The sequence below is a fragment of the Sorangium sp. So ce448 genome (genome assembly GCF_051520915.1).
Lineage (GTDB): Bacteria > Myxococcota_A > Polyangia > Polyangiales > Polyangiaceae > Sorangium > Sorangium cellulosum_B.
On sequence record NZ_CP150343.1, the window covers coordinates 12735154 to 12755800 of the forward strand.

A 20647-nucleotide genomic window follows, 5' to 3' on the forward strand; every position below is an offset into this window, starting at 1 on the left:
CTCACGGTCACAGCGCGTTTTCTACAGATCTGCTGGAGCGCCTGGTGCCTGGGGCGCGGCGGCCTGCTCACCCGGCACGCTGCTCGGCGCGTGGCCTCCCCGAAGCGCTGGCGGAGCCGCGCGGTCCGGGGTATTGGGCAGAGCAGTACGATGTCCGACGTGCAGAGACCGCTTCCGCCGAAAAAGGACGTCGCGCTGGCCCTCCTCGAGCGAGAGCCGAGCGTGTTCATCCACCTCGATCCGCGCCGGCCCGGTGTCTCCGTCCCCAAGTGGTTCACGGGGCAGCCGCAGCTGATCCTCCAGGTCGGCATGAACATGGCGATCGCCATCCCCGACCTCAAGGTGGACGACGACGGGATCAGCTGCACCCTGTCGTTCAACCGCGCGCCGTTCTGGTGCCGCTTGCCGTGGCACGCGATCTGGGCGCTCGTGAGCGAGGACCAGCGCGGCATGGTGTGGCCCGAGGACATCCCGGCCGATCTCGCCGCGCAGAAGCAGCAGCGCCCCGCCGTCGCCCCGCCGCAGAAGCCCGCCAAGAGGCCGCGCCCCCGGCTCGCCGCCGTCGCGCCCCCCAGCGGCGACGACGAGCGGAGCGACGAGGCGGCGGACGAGGCGCGGGCGCGCGACAGGGCGCGCCCCCAGCTCGAGCCCGTGCCCGCGGAGGCCGGCGAGCGCCTCGGCGCGGGCGAGGCCCCGGCGCGGGACGCCGGCGCGCCCGTGAGGGCGCTCGCGCCGGTGCCGGCGCCGGCCCTCGCGCCGGTGCGGTCCACCGAGGAGCGCGAAGACGACGAATCGGGTGGCTCCGGTGAGCCCGAGCCCAAGCCTCGCCAAGGGGCGGGCAAGCCGAAGCGGGAACTGCCCCCCTATTTGCGGGTCATCAAGTAACGCTGCTGACGCAACTGCTTGACGGTGCGGCTCGGCCATTCCAACTCTGGCCGGCCATGCCTCGACCGTTGCAGCGCATCCTCACTGCGCTCCTGCTCCTCGGCGTCGTCGTCGCCCTCGAGTTCGGCTTCGAGACCCTCTTGCCGGACGCTGCCTGGCGTCAGCTCGCCCTGTTCGCGATGGTCAACGTCATCGCGGCGCTCTCGCTCAACGTCATCAACGGCATGGCCGGCCAGTTCTCGATCGGCCACGCAGGCTTCGTCGGGATCGGCGCGTACACCGGGGCGGTCGTCGCCGGCAACCTGCACCAGCACCTCGGCGGCGGCGAGCCGCTCTTCGGCAACTCGTTCGTCGTCATGCCCGCGGCGCTGCTCGCGTCCGGGCTCGTCGCGGCCCTCTTCGGCCTCGTGGTCGGCCTGCCGAGCCTCCGGCTGCGGGGCGACTACCTCGCCATCGTGACCCTCGGGTTCGCCGAGATCTTCCGCCTGACGATCGCGACGGCGACGACCGGCGGCCCCGACCAGGGGGCGATCGGCAAGCTCCTCGGGGCGCTCGGCGGCCCGATCGGCTATGCGGGCCCCGACGACACCGGGGTGCCGCAGTACGCCGGCCCGTTCTGGATCTTCGGCGCCGTCGTGCTCGCGACGATCCTCGCCTGGCGGCTGAAGTTCTCCGGCTGGGGCCGCGCGCTGCGCGCGCTCCGCGAGGACGAGATCGCCTCCGCCGCGGTGGGCGTCGATCCGACGCGCTACAAGGTCACGTCGTTCGTCATCTCCGCCGCCGGCGGCGGCATCGCCGGCGCCCTGCTCTCCTCGATGCGCGACGGCAACCCCACCGTCCAGCCGGACCAGTTCACGTTCAACTACTCGTTCGACGCCATCACGATGGTGATCCTCGGCGGCTCGGGCAGCGTCTCCGGGGCGATCCTCGGCGGCGTGTTCGTGACCTTCACGGTGAAGCTCATCGAGCAGCTGCAGGGCCTCGACAGCGTCCTCGCGCTGAAGGCGGCCTACCCCGCGCTCGATCTGAACGCCCTCAGGATGGTGATCTACGCGGCCATCCTCATCGGGTTGATGGTCCTCCGCCCCGAGGGGCTGTTCGGCGAGCGCGAGCTCTTCGGCCGGCGCTGGTCGCGCAGGAAGCGCTTCCCGGTGGGCCCGGCCGAGCCCGTCCCCGCCACGACCGGCGTGGAGGCGGGCGCCGGACACGAGGGCGCGCCGCCCGATGAGCCGCCGCCCGGCATCACCGTCGGCCGCGAGGGCAAGGCGGTTGGGAGGGAGCTCGAGTGAACCTCGATCTGAAGCACGTGACCAAGCGGTTCGGCGGCCTGCGGGCGGTCGGCGACGTCTCCTTCTCCGTGCCCGAGCGCTCGATCTTCGGCCTCATCGGCCCGAACGGCGCCGGCAAGACGACGGTGTTCAACCTGATCACCGGCGTCTACAAGCACGACGAGGGCGCGATCCGCTTCGGCGGGACCGACCTCGCGCCGCTCCGGCCGAGCCAGATCGCGCGCCTCGGCATCGCCCGCACGTTCCAGAACATCCGCCTCTTCGGCCAGCTCACGGTGCTCGAGAACGTGCTCGTCGCCTGCGAGAACCTGCGGAGATCCACGCTCGCCGCCGCCCTGCTCCGCTCGCCGTTTTTCTACAAGGACGAGCAGGAGATGACCGAGCGCGCCCTCTCGCTGCTCTCGGTGTTCAAGCTGGAGGAAATGGCCGACGAGATCTCGACGTCGCTCTCGTACGGCAACCAGCGCCGCCTCGAGATCGCCCGGGCGATGATGCTCAAGCCGAGGCTGCTCCTGCTCGACGAGCCGGCGGCGGGCATGAACTACGGCGAGGCCGAGGGGCTCAAGCAGCAGATCCGCTGGCTGCGCGACACCTTCGACATCACGGTCGTGCTGGTCGAGCACAACATGCAGGTCGTGATGGGGGTGTGCGAGGAGATCCACGTCCTCGATCACGGCGAGACCATCTCGCACGGCACCCCGGAGGTCGTGCGCAGGGACCCGAAGGTCCTCGCCGCGTACCTCGGCGAGGAGATCGACGACGAGGCGGCCGGCGCGGCGGCGGAGGAGCCCGCATGAAGACATCGCATCCGACGCGGCAGCCCCCCTCGGTGGCCCCCGGCGACCCCCTGCTGGTCGTCGACGATCTCGCCGTCAGCTACGGCGGCATCAAGGCGCTCAAGGGCGTCAGCCTCGAGGTGCGGCGCGGCGAGATCGTGGCGATGATCGGCGCGAACGGCGCTGGCAAGACGACCACGCTGAAGACGATCGTCCGCCTCCTGCCGATCGCCTCCGGCCGCGTCCGCTACGACGGCAAGGACCTCGCGTCCGTCTCGACCGAGGACCTCGTCGCGGCCGGCGTCTCGCTCGTCCCGGAGGGGCGCGCGATCTTCTCGAACCTCAGCGTCCGCGAGAACCTCGAGCTCGGCGCGTGGTGCCACAAGCACGGCCCCACCATGGCGGAGACCGTCGACGACGTGGTGAAGCTCTTCCCCCGGCTGGGCGAGCGCATGCACCAGCACGGCGGCACGCTCTCCGGCGGCGAGCAGCAGATGCTCGCGATCGGCCGCGCCATGATGGCGCGCCCCGCCATGCTGCTCCTCGACGAGCCCTCGCTCGGCATCGCGCCGCGGCTCGTCGCGGACATCTTCGAGTCGATCGCCAAGATCGCGGCGTCGGGAACAACCGTACTCCTCGTCGAGCAGAATACCCGACTAGCGCTCAAGTACTCGACGCGCGCCTACGTGCTCCGTACTGGGCAGATCGCCATGAGCGGCGAGTCGAAGGACCTCGCGGCGAACGAAGAGATCCGCGCGGCCTACCTCGGCGGCTGATCCCGCTCCCGCGCCGGTGCTCGCCGGCGCGTCGCGATTCCCCGAGCGGGCCGCAGACGGGCCCTCGCGGAACACGGCGGAACACAGCGGATCAGAAGCGGATCGGAAGAGAAACAGGCAGAGAGCGCTGGTGTTTCAAGCGCGTATCAACGCATCGCGTGATGCGCTGAGGTGCGATTGATATCGCTCTTTGCCGAATATGGAGTATGGTCACTGTGAGCCAGGCCATGAAGACCTGGTTTTCACAGCGGCGGCCAGGGCCGGCTGCTGACGGGGGATACCCATGGAGATTGAGAGCACGACCCGCGTCCTGGTGATCGACGACGACGCCAGCAACTCCCAGCCGCTCGTCCACTTCCTCTCATCCCGGGACTACACGGTGGAGACGTGCTGCGGGCTCGGCCATGCGCGTGACGTGCTTGCCCGCTGGCGTCCTCATGTGATGGTGCTCGTGCCCCGGCAGGAGGCGGAGCTCCACAGCGAGATGGAGGAGCTCCGCCGCATGTCGCCGCGCGTGCCCGTCGTGGTGCTCACGCCCGCGGTCGGCCCCGAGCTCATCCTGGACATGGAGGCCTTTGCGCCCACGGTGCCCGCGTGCCCGTCGCGCGGCCTCGCGTACATCGAGTCTGCGGTGGCCGACGCCTCGGCCATGGGCTGACCGCGGCCGGCCTCGGATCGGGGCCCGCGCTCGCCGCGGGCCGGGTCTCACCCGGGCCAGGCGCCTGCCGCATCGGCCCGCCTCACGCGGACGGCTCGAGCCCGTCCGGCAACCCGTCGAAGAACTCCTCCACCACGGACGCGAGCCAGGCGCGCACCGGTACGGTCGCGCACATGCTCTTCACGATGGGCCAGAGCGCGTCCGCGAGCGCGCCGACGTCGAGCTCGGGCGCGATCCCGAGCCGCCCCAGCGCCTCGCCGAGCGGCTCGCGCGCGTGCGCCGCGACGAACGCCGCGATCGCCTCGCTGGTCCGCGCCCGGACGGGCCGATCCCGGAGCAGCTGCGCGGCGATGTCGGCGCCGAGCTCCTCGGCGATCGCCGAGCTCTTCGCGTCGAGCTGACCGACGAGCGCGCAGATCTCCTGCTCCAGCACCCACGTGGCGACCTGCTTGCGCAGGCCGACGAACTCGGGCGTGTCGCCCTTGGCGACGAGGAGGTCGTGCACCTGGCGCATCGCCGTGCGCGAGAAGCCCTGCAAGAACCGGCGGATCTCCGGCTCGAGCCGCCGCTCGAACTCGCCCCGCATCGCGCCCATCGTCTTGCCGACCCCGCCGAGGCCGAAGGGGGCGACCCGCTTGAGGAGCGCGGGCAGGCCCCACTCGGCGAAGAACGGGTTCACCTTCTCGGAGAACTCCATCAGCGTGTCGTAGAGGACGTCGCGCATCACCGCGTCGAGCGCCGCGCTCTCCAGCACCTCGCGCACGAGCCGCTCCGGCACGATCTTCGGCTGCTCGAGGATGCGGTCGAGCTTGTCGCGGCCGCCCTCCGGCAGGAGCTCCTTCGCGCGCCGCCGCTCGGCGCGCGCCGCCTCGACGAGCGCCGCGAGCGCCGCGGCGGCCGCGGGCCGGACCGCCCGCCGGAGCGGCTCTTCGGCGGCCAGCGCCTCGAGCGCGCGCCCGATCGCCCCCGCGTCGACGAGCTCGCCGAGCGGCGTCGCGAGCAGCGCCGCGAAGCCGGCAGGCAGCCGCTCCCGGAAGTCGCGCGCAGCCGCCTCCGAGACGAGCCGCGCCTCGAGGAACGCGATCTGACGAGCCTTCAGTTCATTAAGTAGCGCGCGATCCATCGGGGAACCGATAGCCCCGACCCCCCGCCGGTGCCAGGCGCAGATGACCCCGGGCCTCTGTCGACACGGCACGCGGCACGCGGCGCCCGGCCCCTGGCCTCCGCTCGGCCCCCGAAATCGCGCAGTACTGTGAATCTGCCCAGCGGGTGAGCACCCTACTCATGGAACGTGGTTTCGGAGCAGCCTTACCAAAAACACCTTACTTGGAGCTCCAGTATCCGGGGACTCCCTGAGTCGGCGCGCCGCTCGCGCACGTGCGTTCGTGCGGCGGACCTGCGGGCAGCGCCGCGCGCCCCGGCGAAGCGGGATTGTCGGTGATTGTCATTTCCCGCGGGGAGCGACTCGGGCCGAAGTCAACTTTGCGGATCTCGCGACAGAGAGTTGCAACGAATTACAAGTGCCTGACAACTTCGGATCCGGCGGATGGTACGCGTTCGTTGTCTGTCGGCGCCTGCAGGGGTGGAGAACGGCGCTCTCGCCCGTTCCCACGGCTGCACGGCAACCCGCCGGCGGTAGGTGCTCGCGATGCTCTCCCTGCTGCTCTGTGTCCTCTACTTCGGCGTGCTGCTCGGCCTCAGCGGCTACGGCCTGCACCGGCTGCACCTCGTGGTCCTCTGTCGCCTGAACCGCGCGAAGATCACCCGCGCGCAGGAGGTCGCGGCCCTGACCGATCGCGACCTCCCGCCGGTGACGATCCAGCTCCCGCTCTTCAACGAGTCGACGGTCGCGGCGCGGCTGCTCGATGCCGTCGCGAAGATGGACTACCCGCGCGACAAGCTGGAGATCCAGGTGCTCGACGACTCGACGGACGAGACGCAGGGCCTCGTCCGCGCGCACGTCGAGCGGCTGCGCGCGCAGGGCCTCGACGCGGTGTACCTGCACCGCGTGGACCGCGTCGGCTACAAGGCGGGGGCGCTCGACGCGGGGCTCAAGATCGCGAAGGGCGAGCTGGTCGCGATCTTCGACGCCGACTTCATCCCGCAGCCGGACTTCGTGCGGTCCATCGTCGGCCACTTCGAGGACCCGACGGTCGGCATGGTGCAGACGCGGTGGGGCCACCTGAACCGCGACGTCTCGATCCTCACGCAGGTGCAGGCGCTCATGCTCGACGGCCACCACCTCGTCGAGAACCGCGCGCGCTTCGGCGCGGGCCTGCTGTTCAACTTCTCCGGCACCGGGGGGATGTGGCGCAAGGACGCCATCCGCGAGGCGGGCGGCTGGCAGCACGACACGCTGACCGAGGACCTCGACCTGTCGTACAGGGCGCAGCTCGCGGGCTACCGCTTCATCTACCGCGAGGATGTCGTCTCGCCCGCGGAGCTCCCCGAGGACATCTCGGCGCTGCGCGCGCAGCAGTACCGCTGGGCCAAGGGCACGGTGCAGACGGCGCGCAAGCTGATGGCGACCGTGCTGAGCGCCAAGCTGTCGCTCGGGCAGCGGATCGAGGCGTTCTTCCACCTCACGCCGCACTTCGCCTACCCGCTGCTCGTGCTGCTGAGCGTCCTCCTGCTGCCGGCGCTCGTGCTGTTCCCCGCGGCCGACACGCTGACGATGATCGCCATCGATCTGCCGCTCTGCACGGCGACGACGGGGTCGCTCGCGGCGTTCTACATGCTGGCCGAGACGGCGCAGGGCCGCTCGCGCTGGGGCGCTGTCAGGCGCCTGCCGATGCTCATCGCGCTCGGGACGGGGCTCGCGCCGTACCTGTCGAAGGCCGTGATCGAGGGGCTCCGCAGCATGTCCGGCGAGTTCGTCCGGACGCCGAAGCAGGGCGACAACAAGGGCCGCTACAAGGTCCGCACGGACCTGCCGATCACCGAGGCGATGCTCGCGGTGCTGTCGTGCGGCGCGGTGGTCGCGTCCGTGGAGACGGGGCACTACTTCGCCACGCCGTTCGCGGTGCTCTTCGCCGTCGGCTACCTCTACGTGGCGTTCCTGGTCGTCCAGGAACAGATCGTGCGCCGCCGCGATGTGACATCGAGCGCGCCGGTCGTCGGCTGGAGCGACGCGCGGCCGAGCGAGGCGGCCGTCGTCGGCGCCTGGTCCCGGCAGTCGACGAAGGAACGCCACCTCGGCGATCTTGCCGTCTGAGCGGATCGTCGCCGCCGAGCCCATCCTGCGCCCGTGGTCGCGCCGGTGAGCCTGCCGCATTCCTGGCCGCCGGATCGAGGGTGCGAGGTGTGGGGCGCTGCTCGCAGGGTCGCAGGTTCGCTCCGAGCGATGCGTTGCTCGGGGGGCTCCACGAAGCGTGCCTGGTGCACATCGGGCGAAGCCTGCGTAACCCCCTAGACCTTACCGACGCACGCTGGCATTCTGCCCTCCAGGCCGGTCGGGGGACCGCACGCGGCTTCCTGAACGGTCTTCAGGGGTTGCGGCGCGTCCCCCCTTCTGCAAGGGCGATGGGGGTGTCATGACGAAAGCCGAAATCGTTCAGGCGGTCTACTCCCGCCTTGGTGGGTTCTCGAAGAAGGAATCTGCCGATCTGGTGGACCTCGTCTTCGAGACCATGAAGGAAACCCTGGGTCGCGGGGAGAAGATCAAGATCTCTGGATTCGGCAACTTCGTGCTGCGCGACAAGCGCCAGCGGCAGGGCCGCAACCCCCAGACCGGCGACCCCATCCTGATCACGGAGCGCCGGGTCCTGAACTTCAAGGCGAGCCAGATCTTGAAGCAGGCCCTCAACCCGCGTGAGACGGCCTCGGCGGCCGAGGAGTAGACCGCTTGGCGGTGCGCGCGCAGCTTCCGGCGAAGCTGTACTACCGGATCGGCGAGGTGGCCGGCATCGTGGGGGTCGAGCCGCACGTGCTCCGGTACTGGGAGACCGAGTTCCGCTCCATCCGCCCGCAGAAGTCGGCGAAGGGGCAGCGGGTCTACAGCCGGCGCGACGTCGAGATGCTCCTCAAGGTCAAGGAGCTGCTCTACTCGCACCGCTTCACGATCGCGGGCGCGCGGCGCAAGCTGCGCGAGGGGGGCGTCGAGCCGCCGGCGCCGGACGCGGGCGCGAGCCACGAGGAGGTGCAGCGGATGCGCACGGCCCTCGTCGAGATCCGGACCGAGGTGCTCGCGCTGATGGATGAGCTCGAGCGCGTCTGAGCTCCACGGCGTGGCGCCGGGCCTCGGGTTGCGCCTTGTGTTGCCGGCCGGGGCGAGCGACGCGCCGGAGGAGGCGCTGCCCGCGATCGACGTCTCCGCGATCGCGGGCGCGAAGGTGACGCTCCTGCGGGGCGTCGAGGCGGACGGGCTCTCGCTGCGCGCGGTGTGCGTGACGGCCCCGTCGCGGCAATGGGTGACCGGCCTGGAGGAGCTCGTGCTCGATCGGGCGTCGGGGCTCGTGCGGGGGGGCCTCGGGATAGCGATCGAGCGGTGGGAAGCAGGGCCGATCCACGCGCAGTCGCAGCGGTTCGAGCAGGCGTTCGAGGGAACCGGGAGGGCTGGCGCGCGCGCGGTGGTGATCCGCGGGCAGCACGTGCTCGGCTTCGCCGGGAGCGAGCACGACGCGGCGCTCTGCAGCCTGGCCTGCCTGGAGCCCGCGCAGGGGACGGACGCTCGGTGCGGCGCGCTGCTCGGCGCGACCACGTTCGAGGGCGTGTTCGTGGCGCCACCTGAGCCGGGGCTGCTCGTGCGGGCGATCTTCCTCGCCGCGGAGCAGCCCCTCGCCATGACCGCGGCGCTCGGAGTGCTCGCGGCGGCGGGGGTGACCGTCCTGCTGGCGCGGCGGCCGCGGCCGCGGCCCTAGGACGGGGAAGAGGGGCTCGTGGAGAGCTGCCCGGCCCTCGGAGAGGGCCTGTCGCGTGGATGCGAGATGTTGAAGAGAGCGGTGTACGCCAGGCGGATGACTCGACCGGGCAGGGGGAGCGATCAGAACGGGATGTCGTCGTCGTTGCCGCCGCCGTAACCGCCGCCGCCGAAATCGTCGGGCGGAGGACCGGGATCCTGCGCGGCCGGCGCGGGGCGACCGCCGCCGCCGCGGTTGTAGCCGCCACCCGCCGGGCGACCGCCGCCGCCACCGCCGCCACCGCTGTAACCGCCGCCGCCACCGCCACCACCGCCGCCGCTGTAGCCACCGCCACCGCCGCTGTAGCCACCGCCGGGATCGGCGCCGAACGCGCCTGCGTCATCGCCGGGAGCGCCGCGACCGCGGCCCCCGCCCGTCAGCAGGACGTTGTTCGCGATCACCTCGGTCTTGTAGCGCTTGTTGCCATCCCGGTCGTCGTAGCTCGACGTGCGGAGCGAGCCCTCGATGAAGATCGAGGAACCCTTGCTGAGGATCTTGCCCAAGGCCTCGGCGCGCTTGCCCCAGATCACGACATTGTGCCAGTCCGTCCGTTCTTTCCGGACCTTGTCGCGGTCCAGGTACGACTCGGTCGTCGCGAGCCGCAGGTTCAAGACGGCCTGACCCCCCTGGGTGAACCGGAGCTCTGGGTCGGCGCCCAGGTTGCCGAGCAGCATTACGCGATTCAAGCCTTCGGCCATCGTCACTCCTTCCCTAGGAGGGGCTCAGCGCACGCTGCGCTGAACGAACGTCGCCTGCTTCACTCCCCCATGGGGGCCGACGCGTCAAGGGCCGTGGCGCGCCGAAAAGCACGCGGCGCGCCCGCGCGGGGGGACCGGCGCGGGCCTCGGCACGGGCGGCGCGGCGTCGCTCGATCGCCGTCCGAATCTCCGTCCGAATCTCCGTCCGAATCTCCGTCCGAATCTCCGCCCGATCGCCGTCCAATTCCGCCAGGTTCCGCGCAATGCCGCGTGATTCCGCTCACCCGCCCGCTCCCGCTCCCGCTTGCGCGAGGAGGTCGGCCAGGAAGAGCCGGGCGATCGTGAAGTAGAGGAGGATCCCCAGGACGTCCACGAGGCTCGCGATGAACGGCGTGGAGCTGGTCGCCGGATCGAGGCCGATGCGCCGGAGCAGGAGGGGGAGCATGGCGCCGACGGTGCAGCCCATGAGGACGATCGCCATCAACGTCGCGCCGATCGTCAGGACGAAGCCGGTGCCGTCGCCCCAGAGCCAGACGCGGAACATGCCGATGACGGAGAGGATAAGGCCGAGCACGACCGCCTGCCCGAGCTCGCGGACGAGGACGCTCGCCCAGTCGCCGACGCGCACGTCGCCGACGGCGAGGCCGCGGATGATGAGCGACGACGACTGCGAGCCGGAGTTGCCGCCCGTGGAGATGAGCAAGGGCACGTAGTAGGCGAGCGTCGCGACGGCCTCGAGGTCGTGCTCGAAACGCCGGAGCACCTCGCCGGTCATGAACTCGCCGACGAACAGCACGGCCAGCCACGGGGCGCGCTTCTGGATGAACGTCCAGAAGCTCGTCTTGAAGTAGCTGTCCTCCATGGGGCCGACCGCGCCGAGCCGCTGCATGTCCTCGGACTGCTCCTCCGTGAGGACGTCCATCACGTCGTCGACGGTGATGACGCCGAGCAGCTTGCGGTCCGCGGAGAGCACGGGCAGCGCGTTGAAATCGTACTTGGCCATGGTCCGCGCGACCTCTTCCTGGTCGGTCTCGGGGCTGACGGCGAAGACGTTCTCGGTCATCACGTCCGCGAGCTTCTCGGACGGCGAGGCGAGCAGCAGATCGCGCAGCGACACGACGCCGATGAGGTGCCCGCGATCGGAGACGATGTACACGTAGTAGATGGTCTCGGCGTCCTCGCCGACGGCGCGGATGCGCTCGATCACGTCGGCGACCGTGAGGTGGATGCCCACCGACACGTAGTCGGTGGTCATGAGGCCGCCGGCGCTGTCCTCGGGCCACTTGGCGAGCTCCTCGACCTCGGCCGCCGCCTCGGGGTCGACCTTCTCCAGCGTCGAGAGCAGCGTGCCGCTGACCTGGTCCGGGAGGGCCTCGATGAGGTCCGTGCGGTCGTCGGCCGCCATCTCGGAGACGATCGGCGCGATGCTCTCGATGCCCATCTGCTCGACGAGCGCCTCCTGGGTCTCGCCGTCGAGGCGCTCGAAGATGGGCGCGGCCTCCTCGGCCCTGAGCGCCATCAGGACCTTCGCGGCTTCGGCGTCGTCCAGCAGGCCGATGAGGTCGGCGAGGTCCTCGTCGTGGATCTCGTCCAGCAGGTCGGAGAGCTGCGCCGGATCCTCGGTGAGCAGCTGCCGTACCTCCGGGACCATGGCGAGGGCGACGCGCAACATGCCCGGGCACTGACCACAACTCGGCCCTGCTGGGAAGCGGCAAACCCCACCGGCGCCGGGCCCGCGACGCACCCAGGTTGAGGGCCAGGTCGGCCCAGCCAGGGCGACCCAGGTTGAGGGGCGGATCGCCTACTGCGTTGGCTGTCGCGCAATCAGGTTGACGTCGCGGCGGCGCGCGGGGCATGGAGGGTACGGGTCTGCGGCGGCGGCATCTCGTTTGCTACGGCACGCCTTCGCGGGGTCGAGCGGGGCCGGCCGGGTCGAATTGACAGCCTTCCGGTCGGGTCCCTAGCATCGGGCTCCCGTCGAGCCGTGGATCGCCTGCGGAAGTCGGTCATGGGCCCGTGGACGGCGGGCCTTTTCGGTGGCTTGACCGCCGCGCAACTGGATCGGTGGTCGAAAGGAAAGTCGAATATGACGCGGATAGAGCGTGAGAGCAGGCGCCCGTGGAGGGGCGCGGTGAGGTTCGCCATGGCGAGCCTGCTGATCGCGGGCACAGGCAGCGCCTTCGGATGTCTGAGCCGCCCCATCGCCGAGAACAAGCCCCGGTCGACGTCGACGATCGTCGAGCGGCTGACGCAGAGCTCGGTCGACAAGATCGACCTCCTCCTGGCAATCGACAACTCGGGCTCGATGGCCGACAAGCAGGCCATCCTGGCCACCGCGATCCCCGACCTCGTCCAGGGTCTCGTCAACCCGCGCTGCATCCACAAGGACGGCATGATGGCGACCACGGTCGCCTCGCCCAACACGCCCTGTCTACCGGACTACAAGCGTGAGTTCGAGCCGGTCAAGGACATCCACATCGGCATCATCAGCTCGAGCCTCGGCGGCCACGGGTCGGCCGCCTGCCAGGGGACGACGAGCGCCTCGAACGTGGACATGGCGCACCTCCTCGCGCGCACCGACGAGAACTCCAACGTCAACGACATCCCGACCTACCTCAACCTGGGCTTCCTGGCCTGGGACCCGGATCAGAAGCTCGACGGCGAGCCGGATAGGCCGGATCCGAACGACGGCGAGGCGGACATCACCGCCGATTCGAACGCCGACCTCAACAACACGTCGCTGGTCGGGCAGCTCACCTCGATGGTCGAAGGCACGGGGCAGACCGGCTGCGGCTTCGAGGCGCAGCTCGAGAGCGTGTACCGCTTCCTCGTCGACCCGGAGCCCTACGAGACGATCGGCATCGACGCGCAAGAGAACATCGTCGTCACCGGCGAGGATGCCGTCCTCAAGAAGCAGCGCGCCGACTTCATGCGGCCGAGCTCGCTCCTCGCGATCATCATGCTCACCGATGAGAACGACTGCTCGATCCGCGAGGAGGGCAAGAACTACCTCGTGGCAGAGACCGGGCCGGGCTTCCGCCTGTGGCGGCCGCGCACCGAGTGCGCCACCAATCCGGGCGACAAGTGCTGCAGGTCGTGCAGCCAGAAACAGGACGGCTGCCCCAAGGACGACTCGTGCACGGGCCCGGACGGCAACGCCGCCAGGCTGACCCCCGCGGAGGACCCGGTCAACTCTCGCTGCTGGGATCAGAAGCGCCGGTTCGGCTTCGACTTCCTCTATCCGATCGACCGCTACCGGCGCGCCTTCACCGAGGCGCAGATCCCGAACCGCAAGGGCGAGCTGGTCCCGAACCCGATCTTCAGCGATCCGAACCCGGAGGACCTCGACTCCAACGTCCGCGATCCCGGGCTCGTCTTCTTCGCCGGTATCGTCGGCGTGCCGTGGCAGGACATCGCGCGTCAGAACGCGCAAGGCCAGCCCGACCTGCTGAACGGCCTCAACCAGGACGGCGAGCCCGTCGGCGGGTTCAAGAACTCCGACGAGCTCAGCGCTCCGGTGGCCGGCGCCGCCAGCACCTGGGAGCTCATCCTCGGCGATCCCGCGAAGTACCAGCCGCCGAAGGATCCCTTCATGGTCGAGTCGATGAAGCCTCGCTCGGGCACGAACCCGATCACCAACGACACGATCGTCGCGCCGACGGAGGCGGGCTGGAACGGCATCAACGGCCGCGAGTACACGATCCCGGAGGGGAGCACGGGGGACCTCCAGTACGCTTGCATCTTCGATCTCCCCCAGAACGCCGTGAAGACCTGCGACGGGGCGGCTCAGAGCTGCGACTGCAGGGCGGTGGGCGGTCAGCCGACCGACAACCCGCTGTGCAGGCCTGACGCGGGGAACGATCAGGAGGATCCGGAGCCCAGGTCGACGACGCAGATCAAGGCGAAGGCCTACCCGGGCCTCCGCGAGCTGCAGCTCATCCGGGAGCTCGGCCCCCAGGGCATCGTCGGCTCGGTGTGCCCGCGCCAGCTCCTCGACGACGGCGCGGCCGACTACGGCTACCGGCCGGCGATCGGCGCCATCATCGACCGCCTGAAGACGGTGCTCGGCGGCCAGTGCCTGCCGCGCACCTTGACGCCGGACGCGGACCAGCAGGTCTCCTGCCTGATCCTCGAGGCGCGCAACTCGCAGGGCCAGTGCAACTGCGCGGATGAGAGGATGCCGGGGCGCCTCGAGGTGACGGGCGCTCATACGGCGGCGAAGGACGAGGTGCTCTCGCTCGACATCGCGAAGGCGTCCGGCTGGGACTGCGTGTGCGAGATCCAGCAGCTCGAGGCCGACGGGGCCACCGCGTGCAGGACCAACGTCGGCGACATCCAGGACGTGCATGGGTGGTGCTACGTCGACCCGTCGATCCGGCTCGGCGATCCCGCCATCGTGGCCGACTGCCCGTCGACCGAGCAGCGCAAGATCCGGTTCACGGGTCAGGGCGAGGCCCAGCAAGGGGCCACGCTGTTCATCACCTGCTCCGGCGAGTAGACGGCGTCAGCCAGCGTCTGTCAGACGTCTGTCAGACGTCTGTCAGACGTCTGATTGAGCCCGGCGCGCGGGGTGCGATCGTGAGGTCGCGCCCCGCGGCGCTTTTGTGGCGCTTCTGGGGCGCTTCTGGGGCGCTTCTGGGGCCACAGAGCGGCGCCGGCGAGCCGGGCCGGCGGAGCGCTCGGGGGGACCTGCCCGGTTTTGTGCTAAGACCGGACTCCGTCGTGGTGGCACGCAAGAAGATTCTCATCATCGAGGACGAGCCCCACATCGTGCTGGGGCTGACGGACGCCCTCGAGTTCGAGGGCTTCTCGGTGGCGTCGGCCTCGAAGGGGAAGGACGGCGTGCTGCTCGCGCGGCAGGAGAAGCCGGACGCCATCCTGCTCGACCTCATGCTCCCCGACACCAACGGCTTCAAGGTCTGCGAGGATCTGCGGCGCTGGGACGCGTTCGTGCCGATCATCATGCTGACGGCCCGCGGCCAGGAGATCGACAAGATCCGCGGCCTCGACGCGGGCGCCGACGACTACGTGACCAAGCCGTTCAGCGTGGGCGAGCTCATCGCCCGCCTGCGCGCCCTCTTCCGCCGCGCCGCCCGGCCGGCCGAGGCGCCCGTCGAGGTGTTCTCCATCGGCAACGTGCAGATCAACATGACCGCCCACACGGTCTCGCGGGGCTCGCGCTCGGATCAGCTGTCGTTCTACGAGGTCGAGCTCCTTCGCCTGCTGCACGAGCGCGTGGGCCAGCCGGTCTCGCGCGAGGAGATCCTCCAGAAGATCTGGGGGATCGAGGCCGGGCCGTCGAACCGCACGGTCGACAACTTCATCGTCAAGCTGCGCAAGAAGATCGAGCGCTCGCCCGACAAGCCGGAGCACATCCTCACGGTCTACGGCTTCGGTTACAAGCTCGCTCCCTGACGGAGCGGCAGGACGTTGCGGAGGTCGCAAGGCACCGTCACCGCGGCGTCGGTGATGCGCTTCGCATCGAGCTCGGGGAGGCGCGCGCCCTCGCGGATCTGCCGCGCCTCGAGGCGGAGCCGGACGAGGCCCGGGCTGCCCGTCTCGCCGGCGTACCCGACCACGTCGCCCGCGTCGAGGCGCGCGCCCGCCACGACGCCGGGGCCAGGGCGATCGAGGTGGCCATGGAGCAGGAGGTACCTGCGCACGCGACCCACGTCGCGTGCCTCGCGCACGTCGTGCGCCGTGGCCACCGTGATCCCGGACAGCGCGCCGACGAAGACGACCTCGGCCTTCCCCTCCTGGCCCTCGAGCCTGAGCGCCGCCACCCGCTCGCCGCGCGCCGCGGCGATGTCGATCCCGCCGATCCACGACGGCGGCTCGGGCCGCGCGGCGCCGATCACGGCGACGGAGCCCGCTGCAGGCAGCGCGCCCGCTCCGGCTGGAGCGTCCTCGACAAGGAGGAACCCCGGCGGCGCGTCCGGCGCGCCGATCGGGAACGTGTACGCGGCGGCGCTCGCCGGACGTTCCGGGCGGCGGGGGATGTGCTCCTGGGCCTGGCTGCGCGTGCCCGCCCCGGCGGGACGCGCGCCGGCAGGCTCAGAGAGCGCCGCAGCGCCGCCTTCGGGGAGCGGCGCGCCCGGAGCAGGCAGCGGGACGCAGGCGGCGCCCTCCGGCACGGTGCGCGGGCCGCAGAGCGCCGCGGCGCCCGCGGCGCCGCGCGCCGCGGCCGCCGGAGGGACGACCGCGGGTGGCGGCGGCTCGGGATCGTCGATGCCGCCGAGCGCGAGGACCAGCGCCGACGCCGCGGCGCCGCGCACCAGCGGGGAAGGGGAGACCGCTGCCCTCGCCGGGCGGCCTTGCAATGAGCCGGACACACGCATGCCACGAACGGTCTACCGCATCGCGCGCGGCGGGCGAGCTCGATGCAGCGGCGGCGCGCTCGCCCCGCCCGGCTTGCGCGCGGCGGCCACGGCGCGGGCGGCGCCGGGCACGCGCGTCCGCGCCCGCCGTGGACGGGAATTCGCGAGGAACAGGCCCTTGTTGCCTGCCGGCTTGCGGAGGCGACGCGCTGTTGATAGCTCCTCTTCGTGCAAAATCGTCAAGCGATCGAGACGACCCTGAACAAGCTGTTCGACGCGGAGCGCACGGCTCGCCGGCTCCACGACGACCTGACGGCCATGCCCGGCGATGGGCTGCTGGATGTCCTCACCGACGCGATCGCGGCCGCGACGCGCGAGAACGACGAGGACGAGGCGGCGCTCCGGCTGGTGCGGATCGCGTCGCTGCTCGGCGAGCACGAGGGGCCGCGCGCGCTCGACGCGCTCATCGATGTGCTCGCGTCGGAGCACCCCGAGGCGCGGCAGGCCGCGGGCGAGGAGATCGAAACGCTGGCCTACGACCGGTTCAAGGAGGTCGCGCAGGCGATCGAGCGCGCGCTGAAGCGGCTGCCGGTGGGCTCGTCGGCGCTCCCGGAGCTGCCGTACCTCATCGCCGAGGTGCCGGAGCCGGGCGTGCCGAAGCTGCTCAGCCAGTTCCTGGGCCACAAGGATCCGGACGCGGTCGCGGCGGCGATCGAGACGCTTGTCGAGATCGGTGACCCGGCGCATGCGCCGCTCATCCAGCCGCTGCTCGACGACAAGCGCACGGTCGAGCTCGCCGACGACGGCGGCGACGACGCGACGTCGGAGGTCACGATCGGCGAGCTCGCCGAAGAGGCGCTCAGCCTCCTCGCGCCCTACGACGACGAGGAGGACGGGGTCGCCTGATGATCGGCCCGCCGCTGAGCGCGGCGGACGCCGTGTTGTTCGAGCACGCGGTCGTCCCGCGCTACCTCTCGTTCTTCGCCTCGCTGGCGGTCGAGATGCTGCTGCCCTCCGAGGCGGCGAGCATCGTCCACCTCGGCTGCCGGAGCGGCTTCCCCGACGCGATCGTGGCCGACAAGCTGCCCGGCGCGACCCTCGTGGGCGTCGACGGCTCCGCCGCCGCGCTCGAGCTCGCGCGCGACAAGGCCGCGCTGTTCTCCGGGATGAACGCGAGCTACGTGCTCGCCGACGCCCTGCCGACGCCGCTGCCGGACGCGAGCTTCTCCCACGCGTTCACGCTGCACCCGGTCTGCCGTCCGAGCGAGCGGGCGCAGCTCCTCGCCGAGCTGCGCCGGGTGCTGGTCCCCGGCGGCCAGGCGCTCATCGCGATGCCGTTGCGGGGTTCGTTCCCGGAGATCGCGGACATCGCGCGGGAGTGCGCGCTCAAGCAAGACCTCTCGGAGCTCGGCGCCGCGGTGGACGCCGCCGCCCTCAGCCGCCCCACGATCGAGACCATCGCCGAGGAGATCGAGGGCGCGGGGCTCGACGAGGTCGAGGTCGACGTCCAGCTCATCGCCGTGTCGTTCGAGAGCGGGCGTGAGTTCCTCGAGGATCCCATCTCGAGGTTGATGGTGATCCCCGAGTCGACGGCGATGCTCGACGTCGAGCCGCAGATCATCGACTCGATGCTCAAGTACCTGCACCACGCGGTCTCGAAGTACTGGTCCGAGGGGGTCTTCGAGCTGACCGTGAACGTCGGGTGCGCGAGCGCTCGGCGCCCCCTCGTCTGATCTCGATCGACGATCGGGCCAGGGCGCTGGTCGCGCGGAGCGCGGCCAGCGCCAGCGAGCGCGGCTAGCGCTCGCGCCCGCCGCCGCGGAGGCCGAGCTCGTCGAGCCCGGCGAGCGCCGCGAGCGAGACCGGGTGGTACGGCGGCCGCGGGGTGATCGGCTTCCGGGCGTCGCCCCCGCGCTCCTCGATGAGCCGCGCGCAGAGCGCGAGGCACCACTTGCCCTGGCACCAGCCGGTGCCGAAGCCCGTGTAGCGCTTGACGGACTCGATGTCCTTGTAGCCGCGATCCATCGCGGCCTCGAGCTCGTGCAGCGTGACGTCCTCGCAGCGGCAGACGAGCGTCTTCATCGACCTAATCGCCCTCGTACTCGCAGCGGGCGTCGCAGGTCTCGAAGATGGTGACCCGGTTCAAGGACGGCAGCGACGGCGCGAGGCGGGTCCAGATCCACCGTGCGAGCACCTCGCTCGTCGGGTTCTCCAGCCCGGGGACCTCGTTCAGGTAGTGGTGATCGAGCAGGTCGTGGAGGGGCGCCCAGGCCTCGTAGAGGTGGCTGTAATCGATGAACCACCCCGTCTCCTCGTTCACCGGGCCGCGGATCGCGACCTCGACCTTGAAGCTGTGACCATGGAGGCGCGCGCACTTGTGCCCCTGCGGAACCCTGGGAAGGCGGTGGGCGGCCTCGAAGCGGAACTCGTGTACGAGACGGACGTTCATCGGAGCAGCGGTCATGGGGCGGTCGCCGTGGGGCGTCAACGCCCCGTGGCCCGAACAGGGGGCGGCGTGAGTACGGGGTTCCCTCGAGGGGCTCGAGCGACTATACCGCCGGCCATGCCGCAGAAGCCCGCAGTGAGAGCCAAGAAGAAGCGTCGCGATACGAAGCGCCTGGCGAACTGGCGCGCCAAGAAGGAGCTGCAGAGCGCCCAGGGGACGCCGGCCGAGCCGGCCGCCGCCGCGCGGTCCGGCAGCTGAGCCTCGAGCACCGGCTCCGGCCGGTGCTCAGCTCGCCGGCTCGTCCTCTTCGTCGTCGTCTTCGTCGGTTTCCGGCGACGCCGGTCCCCTGCGTCGCGCCGCGCGAACGGTCGCGACCTCGGCTCGGGACGGGTTGATCACCAGGAAGCCGTGGTCCGCGTCGAGGAGCGCGACGTCTCCTGGCGACGCCCAGCGGAACGCCCCCGCCACGTCCACGATCGACGGCACGCCGAGCAGCTGGAGGAGCACGAGCGAGCGCGGCCCGGACCGGTCGCTGAGCGCGACGCCCACCGGGTGGGCCCGGGCGGAGATCAAGAGGTCGAAGACCGTCAGCTGGTCTCCCACGAGGACCGCCTTCGAGGGGAGCTCGGCCCGGGCATCCGGCGTCGCCAGCATCAGGATCGCATCGCAGAGATCCTCGATGTCACGGGCGCGATCCTGCAAGAACGGGTCACCGACGATCCCGTTGGCGGCCCGCGCCACCTCGCGAGCGACCGTCCCGAGCGCCTGCGCGACGTTGCGCCCGCTGGCCGCGAGCTCGAAGGCGCGCGCGCGCAGGCGGCCGTCGCCGATCATCAGGAGGTAGGTCGAGAGGAACGCCGCCTCCTGCGCGAGCCCTCGCTTCGCCGCGCGCGCGTTGAGGTCGAGGAGCGCCTTCTCCGCGATGTCGAACGCGAGCCGCAGGAGCTTCGGATCGCCGCTGCCCGGCCGCGCGCCGAGCGATGAGGTCGCCGGCCGCCGCAGGGCCGCGATGGCGCCGAGCGCGCGCCCGGCGACGACGGGCAACCCCGGCAGCGTGACCTTGCGCGTGCCGCCGCCCGTGCGCCGCCGCCGCTCGCGCAGCTCGTCGAGCACCTGCGCGTGGCGAGCGCCGGCCGCGATCGGGGCGGTCAGCGCCATGACGAGCTCGACGTCCCGCGCCGTGAAGGCGCGATCGCCCGCGCGCTGTACGACCAGGGCGCCGAGCGGGCGGCCGCTGCCGAGGATGGGCGCCGCGAGGAAGACCGGGAAGCGCTCTTCACGGAGCTCAGGGAACGCGCGATAGCGCTCGTGCTCGGTCGCCTGGACGACCGAGATCGGCCGCAGGCACTCGACCGCCATGCCCGTGATGCCCTGCCCGACCGAGAGCCGCACCGTGCCGCGCGCCTCGCGCGGAAAGCCGACGTTGCCGCGCAGCACCAGCTCGTCGCCGTCGCCCTCGAGGAGGTACAGCGAGGCCACGTCGGCGCCGAGGATCGCGGCGATCCGCTGCGGCGCCTCGTCGAGGAGGAGCGACAGCGGCATCGGCTTCGCCACGAAGGCCAGGTACTCGATCACGAGATCCAGGCGCTCGTCGCGGCGCACCTGGATCCTCGCGGAGGCGACCGACGGCGGCACGCCCTCGTCGTCGGCATCCGCGGCGCGGGCCGAGCTGCGGGCCGGGTCGCTCGAGACGGACGCGTCCTCCTCGTCGGGGCGGAGCTCGTCCAGCGGGCGGTCCACGAGGCTGTCTCGTGAGCCCTCCACGCCGGACGGCGTCGCCGACGGGCTCGCGATCGCTTCGAGCTCCGTGGGCGGATGGGTCGCCTTCGGATCGGTGCGCGACGACATGCCATGATCGCTATCACACACCGTCGCTCGAGCGCACCTTGCTCCCACCACGTCCG

At 71.1% G+C, this 20647-nt stretch carries 21 protein-coding genes; 14 read left to right on the forward strand and 7 right to left on the reverse strand.

All coding sequences use genetic code 11. The features are described from left to right. The first annotated feature begins 150 nt into the window (after positions 1-150). The 5 genes from WMF45_RS47850 (at position 151) to WMF45_RS47870 (ending at position 4384) form a co-directional block, all read left to right on the forward strand. Positions 151-885: a ClpXP protease specificity-enhancing factor SspB gene (locus tag WMF45_RS47850; protein WP_437713708.1), complete on the forward strand. Its 735-nt coding sequence runs from the start codon at positions 151-153 to the stop codon at positions 883-885. A gap of 56 nt (positions 886-941) precedes the next feature. Continuing rightward, complete coding sequence (locus WMF45_RS47855) at positions 942-2174, forward strand: branched-chain amino acid ABC transporter permease (protein ID WP_437713710.1); 1233 nt, start codon at positions 942-944, stop codon at positions 2172-2174. Beyond that, positions 2171-2971, forward strand: a complete 801-nt coding sequence (locus tag WMF45_RS47860) for an ABC transporter ATP-binding protein (RefSeq protein WP_437713711.1) — start codon at positions 2171-2173, stop codon at positions 2969-2971. Before WMF45_RS47855 ends, WMF45_RS47860 begins: the two co-directional genes overlap by 4 nt. Then, positions 2968-3726, forward strand: a complete 759-nt coding sequence (locus WMF45_RS47865; protein WP_437713713.1) for an ABC transporter ATP-binding protein — start codon at positions 2968-2970, stop codon at positions 3724-3726. Before WMF45_RS47860 ends, WMF45_RS47865 begins: the two co-directional genes overlap by 4 nt. 283 nt (positions 3727-4009) lie before the next feature. Continuing rightward, on the forward strand, positions 4010-4384 hold the full coding sequence (locus WMF45_RS47870; protein ID WP_437713715.1) for a response regulator: 375 nt from the start codon (positions 4010-4012) through the stop codon (positions 4382-4384). Positions 4385-4466: 82 nt separating this feature from the next. Here the strand turns inward: WMF45_RS47870 and WMF45_RS47875 are convergent, their stop codons facing one another. Further along, on the reverse strand, positions 4467-5507 hold the full coding sequence (locus WMF45_RS47875) for a hypothetical protein (protein ID WP_437713717.1): 1041 nt from the start codon (positions 5505-5507) through the stop codon (positions 4467-4469). Positions 5508-6032: 525 nt separating this feature from the next. Here WMF45_RS47875 and WMF45_RS47880 point away from each other — a divergent pair. The 4 genes from WMF45_RS47880 (at position 6033) to WMF45_RS47895 (ending at position 9243) form a co-directional block, all read left to right on the forward strand. Beyond that, on the forward strand, positions 6033-7598 hold the full coding sequence (locus WMF45_RS47880) for a glycosyltransferase family 2 protein (RefSeq protein ID WP_437713719.1): 1566 nt from the start codon (positions 6033-6035) through the stop codon (positions 7596-7598). 319 nt (positions 7599-7917) lie between these two features. After that, complete coding sequence (locus tag WMF45_RS47885) at positions 7918-8223, forward strand: integration host factor subunit alpha (protein WP_012241218.1); 306 nt, start codon at positions 7918-7920, stop codon at positions 8221-8223. Positions 8224-8234: 11 nt separating this feature from the next. Next, entirely contained in the window at positions 8235-8600 is a 366-nt protein-coding gene (locus tag WMF45_RS47890; protein ID WP_437719659.1) for a MerR family transcriptional regulator, read from the forward strand. Then, the gene (locus WMF45_RS47895; RefSeq protein WP_437713720.1) at positions 8581-9243 is read left to right on the forward strand and encodes a hypothetical protein; all 663 of its coding nucleotides are present in this window, start codon (positions 8581-8583) and stop codon (positions 9241-9243) included. The genes WMF45_RS47890 and WMF45_RS47895 overlap by 20 nt, the downstream gene beginning before the upstream one ends. Positions 9244-9365: 122 nt before the next feature. Here the strand turns inward: WMF45_RS47895 and WMF45_RS47900 are convergent, their stop codons facing one another. Together WMF45_RS47900 and mgtE are read right to left on the reverse strand one after the other, a co-directional pair. Further along, on the reverse strand, positions 9366-9980 hold the full coding sequence (locus WMF45_RS47900) for a single-stranded DNA-binding protein (RefSeq protein ID WP_437713722.1): 615 nt from the start codon (positions 9978-9980) through the stop codon (positions 9366-9368). 280 nt (positions 9981-10260) lie between these two features. Further along, the gene (mgtE, locus tag WMF45_RS47905) at positions 10261-11652 is read right to left on the reverse strand and encodes a magnesium transporter (protein WP_437713724.1); all 1392 of its coding nucleotides are present in this window, start codon (positions 11650-11652) and stop codon (positions 10261-10263) included. Between the two features lie 471 nt (positions 11653-12123). Between mgtE and WMF45_RS47910 the strand changes: the two genes are divergently transcribed. Continuing rightward, complete coding sequence (locus WMF45_RS47910; RefSeq protein ID WP_437713726.1) at positions 12124-14478, forward strand: hypothetical protein; 2355 nt, start codon at positions 12124-12126, stop codon at positions 14476-14478. Positions 14479-14705: 227 nt separating this feature from the next. Beyond that, the gene (locus WMF45_RS47915) at positions 14706-15395 is read left to right on the forward strand and encodes a response regulator transcription factor (RefSeq protein ID WP_437713728.1); all 690 of its coding nucleotides are present in this window, start codon (positions 14706-14708) and stop codon (positions 15393-15395) included. On the opposite strand, the gene WMF45_RS47920 is transcribed toward WMF45_RS47915, so the two are convergent. Beyond that, complete coding sequence (locus WMF45_RS47920) at positions 15377-16318, reverse strand: M23 family metallopeptidase (RefSeq protein ID WP_437713730.1); 942 nt, start codon at positions 16316-16318, stop codon at positions 15377-15379. The genes WMF45_RS47915 and WMF45_RS47920 overlap by 19 nt on opposite strands. Before the next feature lie 207 nt (positions 16319-16525). Here WMF45_RS47920 and WMF45_RS47925 point away from each other — a divergent pair, with 207 nt between their 5' ends. Both WMF45_RS47925 and WMF45_RS47930 read left to right on the forward strand, forming a co-directional pair. Then, positions 16526-17203, forward strand: coding sequence for a HEAT repeat domain-containing protein (locus WMF45_RS47925; protein WP_437713732.1), 678 nt, complete (start codon positions 16526-16528; stop codon positions 17201-17203). Beyond that, positions 17203-18030: a class I SAM-dependent methyltransferase gene (locus WMF45_RS47930; protein WP_437713734.1), complete on the forward strand. Its 828-nt coding sequence runs from the start codon at positions 17203-17205 to the stop codon at positions 18028-18030. The genes WMF45_RS47925 and WMF45_RS47930 overlap by 1 nt, the downstream gene beginning before the upstream one ends. Before the next feature lie 64 nt (positions 18031-18094). On the opposite strand, the gene WMF45_RS47935 is transcribed toward WMF45_RS47930, so the two are convergent. After that, positions 18095-18379, reverse strand: a complete 285-nt coding sequence (locus WMF45_RS47935; RefSeq protein WP_272096324.1) for a (2Fe-2S)-binding protein — start codon at positions 18377-18379, stop codon at positions 18095-18097. A 4-nt stretch (positions 18380-18383) separates the two neighbouring features. Then, complete coding sequence (queD, locus tag WMF45_RS47940) at positions 18384-18746, reverse strand: 6-carboxytetrahydropterin synthase QueD (RefSeq protein WP_437713736.1); 363 nt, start codon at positions 18744-18746, stop codon at positions 18384-18386. A gap of 114 nt (positions 18747-18860) precedes the next feature. Between queD and WMF45_RS47945 the strand changes: the two genes are divergently transcribed. Further along, on the forward strand, positions 18861-19001 hold the full coding sequence (locus WMF45_RS47945) for a hypothetical protein (protein ID WP_012241230.1): 141 nt from the start codon (positions 18861-18863) through the stop codon (positions 18999-19001). Between the two features lie 27 nt (positions 19002-19028). On the opposite strand, the gene WMF45_RS47950 is transcribed toward WMF45_RS47945, so the two are convergent. Beyond that, positions 19029-20591, reverse strand: a complete 1563-nt coding sequence (locus WMF45_RS47950) for a GAF domain-containing protein (RefSeq protein ID WP_437713739.1) — start codon at positions 20589-20591, stop codon at positions 19029-19031. Positions 20592-20647: the final 56 nt, after the last annotated feature.